The sequence below is a fragment of the Pandoraea pneumonica genome (genome assembly GCF_049918595.1).
Taxonomy (GTDB): Bacteria; Pseudomonadota; Gammaproteobacteria; order Burkholderiales; family Burkholderiaceae; genus Pandoraea; species Pandoraea pneumonica_A.
Window position 1 is genome coordinate 414,485 of sequence record NZ_JBNCRZ010000002.1, and the last position, 12,894, is coordinate 427,378.

Below are 12,894 nucleotides of genomic sequence, written 5' to 3' on the forward strand. Positions count from 1 at the left end.
CATGCCGCCGGTTCGCCGGCGCCCGAAATTTGTGACTGAACGGCCGCAGGGCCTCAAGCCATGAACAAAGCGACCAAGATTATTGCTGTTCTGCTGGTCATTGCCGGGGTGGTGCTGGCGATCTTCGCGCTGAAATTGGGAACGCAAAACGCGCCAGCGCCGTCGGCCACGCCTTCGGCGGTCACACAAACGCTCACCCAGCGCTACCCGGCCGTGGTGGCGGCCAAGGCGCTCGCGCCGGGGCAGCCCATTGCCGCCGACGCCGTCAAGATCGTGCAATTCGACGCGCAAACCCCGGGCGCTTTCACCAATCCCGCCGACGTCGTCGGCCGTGTACCGCTCGTGGCACTTGCCGCCGGGGTGCCGGTCACGCAAAACACTCTCGCGCGCGGTCTTGCCATGCAGCTCGCTCCGGGCGAGCGTGCCGTCGCGCTGCCGGTCACTGAAGTCGTCGGCGTCTCGAACCGTATCCGTCCGGGCGACTACGTCGACGTGTTCTTCACGATGAAGACCAATCAGGCACCCGGCCCGGCTGTCGGGCTGGTCGACGACACACAGGCCCGCTTGCTCGCGGCACGCGTGCGCGTGTTGAGCTACGGCAATGCGTCGCTCGACGACGTGACGCCGCCACCGGCCACACCCGGTGTCGCGTCGACCGTGCAAGCCGCTACGACATCGGCACCCCCGCCGCCGCCCAATATGAATGTGCAGCCACCGATGCCGGCGACTGCCGCCGTCGTGGCCGTGCCGGTGGATGAAGTCAATCGCGTGGTGCTCGGCACGCAACAAGGAAAGATCACGCTCGCCTTGCGCAACCCCGCCGACGACGCCAAACCCGACACGTCGCTCTTCCCGTCGCCGCCGCCGGTACTCGCAGGCAAGGCCGGGCTGAAGGGCGACGACAAGGCGGCACTCGATACGCCGGAGAACCAGGCTTACGCCGGCATCGCGACCACGGGGCTGGCCGGCGCGCCGGTACGTCCTGCGGTTGCCCCGCGGCCTGCTGGCGGCGGACACGGCGGTGGCGGTTCCATCGAAGTCGTGCGCGGTGCCGAGCGCACGACGGCAGCATTCTGAACGGCAGGAACATAGACAAGACGACGTAGAAAAGCGCTTGACCCAAGGCTTTCAAGTTCAATCGAAACAGTGACCGATACAGCCACGCCATGATCAGAAGCCAGGTTCGCACTGCCAGACGAGATGTCAGACGTGTCACGGGGACGCTGTTGTGCTTCGCCGCGCTGGTCGCGTGCGCTGCCACGGTGTCGGTGCGTCTGGCCGAAGCCGCAGACACCTCTCAGAGCGCCACGCGCTCGTTGACGTTGGGTGTGCGCGAGCAACGGGAATTGCCGTTGCCCGGCACGCTCGAGCGCATCGCCGTGGCCGACCCGGCGGTGGCCGATGTGGTGGTGTTACGGGGTTCAGGCGGGCGTAAAGGGTCGGTGCTCGTCGTCGGCAAGAAGGCGGGTACGACGCAGGTGGCTGCATGGCCGCGCGGCGGCGAGGCCGTACGCTGGGAAGTGCACGTGACGGGTGATCTGCAAAGTGCGTTGGGCGATACCGGCACGGCGAACGTGGATGCGCGCGGCGGCGCGGCGCTCATTCAGGGCCATGCGAACACGATGGTCGAGCACAGCGGCTTGCAAGCGGCGGCAGTCGATGCCACCGGCAAGGGCGGCGTGGTGGTCGATCGCTCGACGGTCGGTGAGACGGGTGTGGTGCAGGTCGACGTGAAGATCGTCGAAATCAACCGCAACATCCTGAATCAGATCGGGGCGAGCTTCGCCGCATCGAAGAAGACCGGATCGGGCAGCTTCGGCGTGGTCTCGCAACTGGCGTCGGCCTTCGGTGGGACGGGCGGAACGGGCAGCGGTCAGGTCTCCAGCTTCGGCACGTTCTTCGGCTCGATTACGCGTGGCGCTTTCACGCTCTCGGCGGCCATCGATCTGGTGCAGACGAACGGCCTGGGCCGCATTTTGGCCGCGCCGACGCTCGTCGCCCTTTCCGGCCAGAGCGCAAGTTTCCTCGCGGGCGGTGAGATTCCGGTGCCGCAATCGGGCGGGCTGGGGACGACGACAGTGACTTATAAGCCGTTCGGCGTGGGTCTGACGGTGACGCCGACGATTCTCGCACCCAACCGCATTGCGTTGAAGGTGGCGCCGGAAGCGTCGGACATCGATTACACCAACGCCATCGTGACCGATTCGGTGCAAATTCCCGCGATTACGACGCGGCGCGCCGATACCACGGTCGAGTTGGGCGATGGCGAGAGTTTCGTCATCGGCGGGCTGATTTCACGTACCACGACCGCATCGGTCGACAAGATTCCGTTGCTCGGCGATTTGCCGCTCATCGGCGCGTTCTTCCGGGACTTGAAGTATTCGAGTGCAGAAAAAGAATTGGTCATCATCGTAACGCCGCATCTGGTCAAGCCGGTCGCTGCCGGCGTGGCCATGCCGTTACCGGGCGACACGCGCGAGCAGCGTCCCGGTCAGGTGTGGGGCGCTTACCTGATGGGTGTAGCAAGCGACAGTGAACTGCCGGGGTTCTCGAAGTAACGCTGGCAGAGCAGTAAGGAGTGCAAACATGAACGCACCGAACCGAATACTGGACACCATGACTGAGTTGCATCGCTTCCTCTTTTGCAGCGCGCACGCCGGCCACGGTCAGTGGCTCTCGGCAGCGCTGCGCGAAGAGGGCGTCTTGCTTCAGGAGGCGGGCCGGCCAGCGCAATTGCAGCAGCGCATTGGCGATCTCGATCCGCAGGTGGTGTTGCTCGACTTCTCGGGCGAGCCGACGGGGCACGCCGAGGAGCCAGCCGACGGCGGCATTGCACAGGCGGCCGAACTCGCGCAGATGCTCAAGCGTGTCGCGCCCAAGCTGCCGCTCGTGGCGGTGGGCTCGATGGTGCGCGCCGACGGCATGAAGGCAGCCATTCGCGCGGGCGTGCACGACTTCATCGACATGCACTCCACGCACGAAGAGGCGCTCGACGTCATTCGCCGCGTGATCGATCAGACGCCGCCGCCGAGTGCTTCGGCGCCCTCGCGGCACGGCCGCTTCGTGGTGCTGCTCGGCGCACGCATTGGCGTGGGCTGTAGCACGCTCGCCGCACACCTCTCGCAACTGTCGCAGGAACTCGCCGTCGGCACGCCTGCGGCGAAGCCGGCCAAAGCCCCCCCTTCCAAAGACGATAAGTTCGACGCCTCGCTGCTCGGTCACGTGGCGTTGCTCGACCTCGGTCTGCCCTCGGGCGACGGTCTGCTGTATCTCAACACGCAAAGTCAATTCAGCTTCGCCGAAGCCGTGCAGAACCTGCGCCGCTTCGACGAGACGCTGGTGCATACGGCCATCTCGCATGCCTCGACCGGTCTGGCCGTGTTGCCGCTGCCGCTCGATCTCGGCGACATGCGCAGCGTGGCGGCTGCCGATGCGCTCGCGCTCACTGACCGCCTGCGCTCGTTCTTCGATTTGATCGTCGCCGACCTGGGTGGCTTCTCCAACCCGGCGTTCGTGGCGAGCCTGGTGCGCGCAGCGGACGAAGTCTGGCTCGTCGTGGATCAAAGCGTGGGCGCCATCGTCTCGCTCGCGTCGCTGCTGCGCGATCTGGAAGAGAAGAGTGTGGAGCGCAGTCATCTTCAACTGGTGCTCAATCGTTACGACCCGCGTTATGGCATGGCGGCCGATCAGATCGCCAAGCGCTTCGACGTGCCGCTGCTCGCCACGCTGCCCGACCGGCCGCTGGCGATGCTCTCGGCGACCAATCAGGGCAAGCTGATTCTCGACACGGCGCGCAGCGACCCGTACGTGCGGGCGTTGCAACCGCTTGCGGAACGACTGCTTGCCGCGCAGCACGCGGGCGCTGCGGCTCAACGTCAGGCTTCGGGCTGGCTTGGCCGCTTCATTGGAAAGCACTGATATGACTGACTCGATCGAATTTGCCGACGACAGGCGTGCATTTGCCAACTCGCAGCAATTTCAGGACATCAAGACCGCAGCGCACGAGCATCTGCTCGCGCGGATCGAGGAACTCGGTGCTGAATTCGGCCGCTGGAGCCGCGGTGCCATTCAGCAGTTTGTCGATTTGGAGATGGACGGCTTCGTGCGGCTGCGCCGCATTCCGATCAATGAAGCCGAATTACGTCAGATCTCCGATGCCCTCACGAAAGAGCTCGCCGGTTTCGGCCCGATCGAAGACTTGCTCGCCGACGCTGCCGTCGAAGATATTCTGATCAACGGCTACAACGACGTGTACGTGTCGCGCAACGGTGTGCTCGCGCGTGAGGCCCTGCGCTTCTCCGACAATGCCCACTTGCTGCGGATCGTGCGCCGCATTCTGGCGCCCATCGGCCGCCGGCTCGACGAGTCGAACCCGATGGTGGATGCGCGCTTGCCCGATGGCGGCCGTCTGAACGTCGTGATCGAGCCGCTAGCCGTCGACGGGCCGGTGGTGTCGATCCGGAAGTTCCGTAAAGACCCGCTCAAGCCGTCGGACCTGCTTGCGCTGGGCAGCTTCAACGAAGAGATTTACGGTTTGCTCGAAGCGGCCGTGCGCTCGCGATGCAACATCCTCGTGTCCGGCGGTACCAGCTCGGGGAAGACCTCGCTGCTGAACGCCCTGGCCAGTTTCATTCCCGCCACCGAGCGCGTGGTGACGGTGGAAGACACGGCTGAACTGTCGCTCAACCATCCGCACGTGGTGCGGCTGGAGTCGCGACAAGGCGGTTTTGACGGCTCGGGCGAAGTGACCATCCGTGACCTGATCCGTAACAGCTTGCGGATGCGCCCAGACCGCATCATCGTGGGCGAAGTGCGCGGCTCGGAAGTGCTCGAAATGATGCAGGCGATGAACACGGGCCACGAAGGCTCGATGGCCACGATTCACGCCAACTCGCCGCGCGAGTGTCTCTATCGTCTCGAAATGCTGGCAGGTTTCGCGGGCTTTCAGGGCAGCGAGAGCAGCTTGCGCCGCCAGATTACGAGCGCGCTCGACTTCATCGTGCAGATTGGCCGTTTATCCAGCGGGCGCCGCCGCATTTTGTCGATCACCGAAGTCACGGGCGTGTCGGACACGGTGATTTCCACACAGGAGCTCTATCGTCACGAAGCGTTTGTCGGCCCCGACGGTGAAGAGAAAGACCGCTGGGTGTCGCTGGGCATTCAGCCGCACTCGCCCAAATTGCAACGTTACAAAGATCACACGCGCAACGTGGCGGCGGCCGCGCAGCAGCAGACCAACACGCCTCCCGACTCGGGCGGCGGCGGCTTCTTCGGACGTCGGCGATGAACCCCGTAGTGTTGTGGATCTCGTGCGTCGCGCTGCTCTTGGTAGCGGCGGGGCTGGAGTTGTGGCGACGCAACCACCAGCGCGCACGCGAGCAGGCGACGAGTGCGTTTCTCGAGCGGCAACTCGCCAACAACGCGCCGCAGTTCGCGGCAGCGGAAGGCGCTATCGCTCGGGTGGCGCGTCGCAAAGCGCTGCCGTGGGAGTTCTTTTTCGAGCGTGCGGGCGTGTATCCGACCACGGGCTTCTATGCCATGTTGATCGGCGGCGGCGTCGCGCTCTCGCTGCTTTTCTGGCTATGGCATGGGCCGTTCTCGGCGTTGATCGTGCTGGCTTTGTACGTGATCGGTGTGGTGCTGCGCTATTGGTACAAGGGCGTGCGCCGACATACCGAGATCGTGCGGCAATTGCCGGTGTTCCTCGACGGCATGGTGCGCATGCTGACGGTGGGTAACAGCTTGCCAGCCGCGTTTCAGACGGCCTCGGGTAACGCCGACATGCCGCTGCGCGAGCTGCTCGACAGCGCCGTGCGACAAGTGCAGGCCGGGGTCGATCTCGATGTCGCGCTCAAGCAGATTGCCCGTGTGTACCGCGTCGAAGAAATTTACCTGTTCGCGTCGGTGGTCGATCTGTCGACGCGCTTCGGCGGACGCGCTGACCAGATTCTCTCGCGCATGTCGGGCTTCATGCGTGATCGCGAGCAAGCTCAAGCGGAGTTGCAGGCGCTGTCGGCGGAGACGCGTATGTCGGCCTGGGTACTGGCCGCGCTACCGATCGTGGTGAGTGCGTTTCTCATGCTCTTCAATCCGTCGTTTTTCGAACCCATGTTTCAGGAAACGTCGGGCCAGAAGATTCTGGCGGTCGGGATCGGGCTGGAAATGCTGGGCGGTTTCATTCTGTACCGGCTGGCCAAATCCATCTGAGCGAGAGGCGTCCTCTTATGAACCTTGCGTCCCTCACATCGATTGCTGGTGACTCGCACCTGTGGCTGATGATCGGCCTGTTGCTGGTCGCCGCGGGGGTGTTGCTCGCCGCTTCGGCGATTTTGCTGCGCGGCCTTCGTCAGGACCGCAGCGGGCGCGTGATCGATCAGGTACTTGCGAATCGACAACAGCAAGCGCTTGCCGCGCTTCGGGCGGCTACGGCGCCGATCGGCAGTTCGCTCTCGCAGGGCGAGGAAGACGATGGAACCAATACTGGGGCGAAGGGGTGGCGCTCGCTGTTCGACCGCGCGGCAGCACTCGGTAAGCGATGGTCGGAAACCCGGCTGGGACAGTATCTGATCGCTGGCGAAGACCGGTTGCTGCTCTCGCAATGCGGCTGGGACAGCGTTCGCGCGAAGTCGTTGTTTCTGTTTTCTCGTGTCGCCACGGCGGTGGTGTTGCTGCTCGTCGTGTGGATCTGGTTTCCCGGCGGCGGTGGGCTGGGCACGCTCTTGCGGCTGATCGGTGCCTTGTGTGTGGGCTTAATGCTGCCGAAGTTCTACGTGCAACACCGGGCCGGGCTGCGCCGCCGCGAGATGGTGGAAGAGCTTCCGCTGCTGATCGACTTGTTGCGGCTGTTGCAAGGCGTGGGGCTGTCGATGGATCAAAGCTTGTACGTCGTGGTGTCGGACTTCCGTGAAGTGCTGCCGATTCTCTCGAAAGAGTTCGAGAACGCCAACCGCCAATACGCGTCCGGACGCGGGCGCGAAGCGTCGATGGTGCGCTTGCGCGAGGTGTACGACAACGACGACCTGCGCGCGCTGGTGCGGCTGATTGCACAAGTGGAACAGCACGGCGGCGCGGTGCAGGAACCGTTACAGCAGTTCAGCGACCGGCTGCGCGAGCAACGCCGGCAGACGATGAAGGAGCGTATCGGCAAGCTCACGGTCAAGATGACCCTCGCGATGATGCTCACGTTGTTACCCGCACTGATGATGGTGGTCGCGGGGCCGGCGATTCTCTCGCTGGCGAAAACCCTGGAGGGCTTGTAACCATGACTCGATCCGAAACGGTGCGTCAGCCCATGCCGACGACGTCGATCACGCCGATCACGCCGGTCGCGCGCGTGTGCGTGGGCGTGCTCTGCGTGCTGATGATCGCCGGGTGCGCGTCGAAGGGCGGTGGCTACGGCGCCCCTTCCGCCGCTGCGCTCATGCGCGCACAGCAAGATGACGAGGCGAAAGCCAAGACCGCTGCGCCTGATACGAAAGAGCTTTACTTGTCGATGATTCGCGAGATGCAGGAGCGCGGGGCTTACTTCGCCTCGCTGGCGCATATCGACCAGTTCCGCATTCAGTACGGCACTTCACCGGACGTCGATATTCTGCGCGCCGATGCGCTGCGTGAGACGGGACAGCCCGACGCCGCCGAAGCCACTTATCGCACGCTGCTCGGCAGCAGTGTGGCCGCCGCGGCTTGGCACGGACTCGGGTTAGTGGCGGCACAGCGCAAAGACTATGCAGGCGCGACGCAGGCGTTGCGCGAGGCGGTGAGCCGTGCACCGACGGAGCCGTTCTATCTGAGCGATCTCGGTTTTGCACAGTTGAGCAACGGCGACACCGCCGGAGCGCGCGTGCCGCTTGCGCAGGCTGCCGAACTCAAGCCCGACAACCGCAAGGTGCTCAGCAATCTCGCCGTGTATTTGCTGGTGACGGGCGAGGCGACGCGTGCCGATCAAATGATGACGCAGGCGAAATTCCCACCCGCCACGCGTGAGGCCATTGCCAAGCTGGCGAGCGACATTCGCAGCCATGCGCAGGCCGCGCGCGCTGCTGCCGATGCTGCGGCGGCTCGGGCTGCCGCGCAGGCGGCGGCGACGATTGTGCCTGCGGCGCCGTCGGCAACGCCATCTCGCCCGTCGATGACGGCTGTCGCGTCGACCGCACCCACCTCTGTTACCGCATGGCAAGCGGCACCGACTGCCACTCCCACTTTGCCTGCCGGGGCCGTCGTCGTCCGTCTGCCGGAACCCGGCGCGCGGGCAGTGGCTTCGACGGTAGATGCCGCACCGGGAGCGGTCGCAGTGCCCGTCAGCCGCGCTGTATCGAATGGTGGCGCGAGCGGAGCGGACGCCAAGCTGGCACGCGCCAATGACGTCTCACGCAGCGACATGCCGACGTCGTTGCTCGACCGGTTCTCGAATTCGCAATGATGTGCAGTGCAGACCACAGTCAGCGAAACGCATAAGTAGTCACGCAACTTCAGGGAGACGTGATGATGGCAGGCCAAATGCAACGATGGGAGCAAGTCTCCCCGCTGACCCGGGCGCTGAATCGGGATGTGCCGGACCACGCGATGACGGCGTCGCAATGGCTTGCCGGCGTTGCGCTGGCGCTCTGCGCGAGCTGGGCCTGTGCACAGAGTCAGCCCTTGACGGGACAAATGGGCGCTGCCGATACCCGTACCGTGGCGCAGGCCACGGCGGAACCGGCAGCACCGGCAGCACCGGCAAACGCTGCCGTCGTCCAGCAAATTCCCGCCCAAGCCCCGGCAGCTCAGCCGACGCAAGCGGCACCGGTGCAGCAAGCGAGCCGCGTGCCGCCGAATACCGTGCGCCGCACGACGCCGTTGCGCGTCGGCGAGCATGCCCCCGACGGCATGCTGGGTGACGAGACCGAGGCATTGCTCACATTGCAGGCGAGCAATTTGGCCGCAGGACGCGGCTTGCCGATGCTGGGCGCAACGGCGTCGCGTGCCTACCGCCGTTATCTCGAAAGCTTCAATTACGCCATTCCTGCGTTCTATCCGACGATGGTGCAAAGCGACAGCAACACGGGCAGCGGCGGTGGCGCGGGCGGGACGGTATCGAGCGGAGGGGCTGGCGCAAGCCAGTAAATCGTCATGACTCCCCGTGCGCCTGTGCGCAAAACGGTTTCCCATGCGGCATCGCACGCCGCGGCTTGCGCGTCTCGTGAGGGGCGTGCGACGTGGCTAGGCAACTTGCGCCGGTTGGGCGGGCGTCAGCGTGGTTCCGTGCCGATCGTTGCGATGTCGTTCGTCTTCGTGGTGTTGCTGCTTTCACTGGCTATCGACGCGGGCTATGCGTTCATGAAACGGCGCGACCTGCAACGCGCCGCCGACATGGCAGCGCTCGCGGGGGCACAGACGCTGCCAGGCTGCGCGAACGCCACCTCTTACGACACGGTGGCCCGTGCAAACGCGACGTCGAACCTGGGCAGCGATGCCGCCAAGACTACGATCACGACGGCATGTGGCGTCTGGACTAACCCGACGGCAAGTGCCACCACGCCGGGTACGTTCGCGGCTGTGAGTTCGGGCAATGCGGCAAGCGGCAATGCCGTGCAGGTCACGCTGACCTTGCCGGTGGTGTCGTTCTTCCAGCTCACCGGCTCGCGCAACATCTCGGCCACTGCCATTGCCCGTAAAGCGCCAGCGGTGGTGACGTTCACCGTCGACTCCGGGTTGCTCGCGCTCAACGCGAATAACTCGATGCTGGCGCCGTTGCTGCAATCGATCGGTATTTCGCCAACGCTTTATGTCGGCGCGGCGCAGCAACTGGTGGGCGTGAACATCACACCCCAAGGGTTGCTGCAAGCGCTCGGCGTGCCGGTCACGGGCGACGTGTCGGTGGCGTCGCTCTCGGGTGTTGCCGCGGTGAAGAACCTGACGGTCGGCGCGCTGCTTAGCGCAACGAACACCGCGTTGGCCACGCAGAACGGTGCCTTGTCGGCGTCGGTGACAGCGTTGAACAACCTCGTCAACGTGTTCGGCAACAGCCCGGTCTTGAGTCTGCCGATTCAGTTGCTCGGCACGGCGACGAGCCCCGGCATCATCGCCAACATCGATGCGGCCGGTGTGACGGCCGCCAATGCGCTGACGGCGAACATCGGCGTGGCGGATCTGATTACGGCAGCCATCGTCGGTGCGAATGGGAACAACGCGATCGCGATCAACGGGCTTAGCCTGCTGGGCAACGCGGTGAACGTCAGCGCGAACGTGATCTCGCCGCCGCAGGTCGGCGTCGGCGGCGTCGGCGCGACCGCGACGACGGCTCAGGTCCGGCTGTTTCTTACGCTGAATACTGCGGCGGCTTCCGGGTCGCTGGGTTCGGTGGCGGGTTCGCTACTGAACTCGCTGGGCACGACGTTGAATTTGCCGCTGGTGCTGGAAGTCGCGCAATCGACCGGCACGGTTACGGCGGTGCAGTGCGGTGCGACACCCTCTACGACGATTCAGGTGAATTCAGGGTTAGTCAACGTTTGCGTGGGCGCGGCGGCGAGCGGGGTGAACGTGAAGACCAACCCGGCTAGCTGCACCACGCTTATGACGAACCGCGTGAATATCGCGACGCTGCTTGGGCTGATCAACGTGTCGGGGAACGTGAATTTGTCGCTGGTGACGAACTCGCCCGCGCCGATCACGTTCAGCGGTCCCTTCCCGCAGAAAGTCGGGCCGATCGGGTCGAGCGTGAACCTTAGCCAGATCGTCACAGCGCTGCTTACGGGGTTGTCGCTCGATGTGAGTGCGGGCGGGGGGACATCGTCAACGAATACGACCGCGGGTGGGCTGGTGGGCAATGTGCCGAACTCCGCCGTCGGGTTGTCGGTGACGACGGTCAACAATTTCCTTAGCTCCGCGGCCTCAGGGCTTCAGTCCACTGTGAACGCACTCGGGACAACGCTTGGCGGCGTGTTGACGCTCAATCTGCCGCAGGTGCTGGGTGGCGTTGGTGGTCTCGTCACCGGGCTTCTCAACACGCTCGGTGGCATTGTGAACGGGCTGCTCAGTACGCTGACCGACGTGGGGTGCGATTTGCTCGGCAGCGGGGCAAACCAGTGCCGGGTCGATGCGGTGAAGAGCGGCCTGAGCACCAGCAACATCTCACCAGTACTCGGCAGCATTCTTTACACGCTGCTCAATCCGTTGCTCACGCCGATCAGCACGTTGCTCAACACGTTGCTCAACGCGCTGGGCATCACGCTCGGCATGACGACGGTCACCGTGGACAGCATCAACTGCCAGAACGGGCTGGTGCAACTGGTGTATTAGCGACGCTCACAAAAAAATAATCCGATAACCCGACGACAAAACTTCACCATGACGGACGCCCGGGGGCGTCCGGCGACCAGCGGATAAGCATGAAAAGCAAGCCAGTACGTGAAGACCTCGACGTGTATGTGTGGGAAGGCAAGTCTGACATTGCCGACCGGGTGGCGCATTGCCTCGCCAGCTTCGACATGGAAGTGATTCGCGCCGACGGGGCCGATCTCTCGCGCGAGCGCACCAAGACGCGCGCGTCCATCGCGGTGGTGAGCGTGTCGGTTATCGAAGGGGCATCGACGAACGCGCACGAGTGGCAACTCGGCCACGGCATGCCGGTCATCTGGGTGGCGACGGCGCCGCGCGAGAACGATCCGCGTGTCTATCCGCCCGAGTACAGCAACATCCTGACGCTCGACTTCTCCGGCGCGGAACTGCGCACGCTCATCTTCAAACTCTCGGGCGCGATTGCCGAGGCCGATCGCGCACCGGCGCCGTCCGACCCGCTCGTGGCGCAGTCGAGCGCCATGCTCAATCTGTTAGCCGAAGTCGATGCGTTCGCCGATTGCGATTCCAACGTGATGATCCACGGCGAGACAGGCGTGGGCAAGGAGCGCATTGCACGGCTGTTGCACGACAAGCAGAGCCACTATGGGCAGGGGCCGTTCGTCGCGGTCAACTGCGGGGCGATTCCCGATGGCCTGTTCGAGTCGCATTTCTTCGGGCATGCGAAAGGGGCATTCACGGGCGCGCTGTACTCGCACAAGGGCTATTTCGAGCAGGCCAACGACGGCACGCTGTTCCTCGACGAAATCGGCGACTTGCCGCTGTATCAGCAGGTCAAACTGCTGCGTGTGCTGGAAGACAGCGCGGTCACGCGTCTGGGGTCGGCCCAACCCGTCAAGCTGGATTTCCGGCTGGTGGCGGCCACCAACAAGAATCTGAAGTCGATGGTGCGTGACGAACTGTTCCGCGCCGACTTGTTTTACCGGCTGGCCGTGATCGAGCTGCATATTCCCAGCCTCGAGGAGCGCGGGCCGGTCGACAAGCTGGCGGTGTTTAGCGCCTATCTCGGCAAAGTGGCGGGGGACCCGGAGATCGGCGGCAAGATACCACCCTGGCTGCGCGAGCTGGTCGAAGGGGGCGTGTTCCCCGGCAACGTGCGCGAGATGCGCAATATCGCCGAGCGAGTCGGGATCATCTACCGCCAACTGGGCACGTGGGACGAGCGTCGCATCCGTGCCATCTTCGAGGCGCTGGCCACTGGCGTGGTGGTACGTAGCGACGACCCGGTACGCGGCGGCGCGCTCACCGACCGCGCCCGCTGGGACGCCACCGAGCGTACCCGCATCGTGGCGGCGCTCGACGCCAACGGCTGGCGGCGGCAGGATACCGCCAATGCGCTGGGCATCAGTCGCAAGGTGCTGTGGGAAAAAATGCGCAAATATCAGATTTTGGGCAACGATTCAGAGTTGGCCAGCGAATACGAAAGCTGAGCGGGCGCTAACCGAACGTCGACCTCGCGTTGACGGCATCGGCACAAAAACTCGCCGTTCTGGCTTCCGCGCGTTGCGTAGGACGTAGGTCTTTAAATCCCGCCAAATGCAGGGATTTGTCTGACACACA

General features: G+C 64.4%; 10 protein-coding genes. All 10 read left to right on the forward strand.

The window, feature by feature from the left end:
• Positions 1-60 precede the first annotated feature (60 nt).
• The 10 genes from cpaB (at position 61) to ACPWR9_RS08510 (ending at position 12,764) form a co-directional block, all read left to right on the forward strand.
• A complete protein-coding gene (cpaB, locus tag ACPWR9_RS08465; protein ID WP_426297368.1) occupies positions 61-1,077 on the forward strand; it encodes a Flp pilus assembly protein CpaB in 1,017 nt (338 codons plus the stop codon).
• Positions 1,078-1,166: 89 nt separating this feature from the next.
• Positions 1,167-2,558, forward strand: a complete 1,392-nt coding sequence (locus ACPWR9_RS08470) for a type II and III secretion system protein family protein (protein ID WP_426297367.1) — start codon at positions 1,167-1,169, stop codon at positions 2,556-2,558.
• A 28-nt stretch (positions 2,559-2,586) separates the two neighbouring features.
• Positions 2,587-3,918, forward strand: coding sequence for a hypothetical protein (locus ACPWR9_RS08475; RefSeq protein WP_426297366.1), 1,332 nt, complete (start codon positions 2,587-2,589; stop codon positions 3,916-3,918).
• A 1-nt stretch (position 3,919) separates the two neighbouring features.
• Positions 3,920-5,287: a CpaF family protein gene (locus tag ACPWR9_RS08480; RefSeq protein WP_426297365.1), complete on the forward strand. Its 1,368-nt coding sequence runs from the start codon at positions 3,920-3,922 to the stop codon at positions 5,285-5,287.
• Positions 5,284-6,207 (forward strand): type II secretion system F family protein, encoded by a 924-nt coding sequence (locus ACPWR9_RS08485; RefSeq protein WP_426297364.1) that lies wholly within the window; start codon positions 5,284-5,286, stop codon positions 6,205-6,207. Before ACPWR9_RS08480 ends, ACPWR9_RS08485 begins: the two co-directional genes overlap by 4 nt.
• A gap of 17 nt (positions 6,208-6,224) precedes the next feature.
• Positions 6,225-7,259, forward strand: a complete 1,035-nt coding sequence (locus ACPWR9_RS08490) for a type II secretion system F family protein (RefSeq protein WP_426297363.1) — start codon at positions 6,225-6,227, stop codon at positions 7,257-7,259.
• Between the two features lie 2 nt (positions 7,260-7,261).
• A complete protein-coding gene (locus tag ACPWR9_RS08495; RefSeq protein ID WP_426297362.1) occupies positions 7,262-8,419 on the forward strand; it encodes a tetratricopeptide repeat protein in 1,158 nt (385 codons plus the stop codon).
• 62 nt (positions 8,420-8,481) lie between these two features.
• Positions 8,482-9,102 (forward strand): DUF3613 domain-containing protein, encoded by a 621-nt coding sequence (locus ACPWR9_RS08500; RefSeq protein ID WP_426297361.1) that lies wholly within the window; start codon positions 8,482-8,484, stop codon positions 9,100-9,102.
• Between the two features lie 6 nt (positions 9,103-9,108).
• Positions 9,109-11,277, forward strand: coding sequence for a TadG family pilus assembly protein (locus ACPWR9_RS08505; protein WP_426297360.1), 2,169 nt, complete (start codon positions 9,109-9,111; stop codon positions 11,275-11,277).
• Between the two features lie 89 nt (positions 11,278-11,366).
• Complete coding sequence (locus ACPWR9_RS08510; protein ID WP_426297359.1) at positions 11,367-12,764, forward strand: sigma 54-interacting transcriptional regulator; 1,398 nt, start codon at positions 11,367-11,369, stop codon at positions 12,762-12,764.
• Positions 12,765-12,894: the final 130 nt, after the last annotated feature.

What these genes read in the sequence shown, in the direction of transcription:
- cpaB (WP_426297368.1), top strand. Translation starts at nt 61, where the DNA reads ATGAACAAAGCGACCAAGATTATTGCTGTTCTGCTGGTCATTGCCGGG.
- ACPWR9_RS08510 (WP_426297359.1), top strand. Translation starts at nt 11,367, where the DNA reads ATGAAAAGCAAGCCAGTACGTGAAGACCTCGACGTGTATGTGTGGGAA.
- ACPWR9_RS08480 (WP_426297365.1), top strand. Translation starts at nt 3,920, where the DNA reads ATGACTGACTCGATCGAATTTGCCGACGACAGGCGTGCATTTGCCAAC.
- ACPWR9_RS08485 (WP_426297364.1), top strand. Translation starts at nt 5,284, where the DNA reads ATGAACCCCGTAGTGTTGTGGATCTCGTGCGTCGCGCTGCTCTTGGTA.
- ACPWR9_RS08470 (WP_426297367.1), top strand. Translation starts at nt 1,167, where the DNA reads ATGATCAGAAGCCAGGTTCGCACTGCCAGACGAGATGTCAGACGTGTC.
- ACPWR9_RS08500 (WP_426297361.1), top strand. Translation starts at nt 8,482, where the DNA reads ATGATGGCAGGCCAAATGCAACGATGGGAGCAAGTCTCCCCGCTGACC.
- ACPWR9_RS08495 (WP_426297362.1), top strand. Translation starts at nt 7,262, where the DNA reads ATGACTCGATCCGAAACGGTGCGTCAGCCCATGCCGACGACGTCGATC.
- ACPWR9_RS08475 (WP_426297366.1), top strand. Translation starts at nt 2,587, where the DNA reads ATGAACGCACCGAACCGAATACTGGACACCATGACTGAGTTGCATCGC.
- ACPWR9_RS08505 (WP_426297360.1), top strand. Translation starts at nt 9,109, where the DNA reads ATGACTCCCCGTGCGCCTGTGCGCAAAACGGTTTCCCATGCGGCATCG.
- ACPWR9_RS08490 (WP_426297363.1), top strand. Translation starts at nt 6,225, where the DNA reads ATGAACCTTGCGTCCCTCACATCGATTGCTGGTGACTCGCACCTGTGG.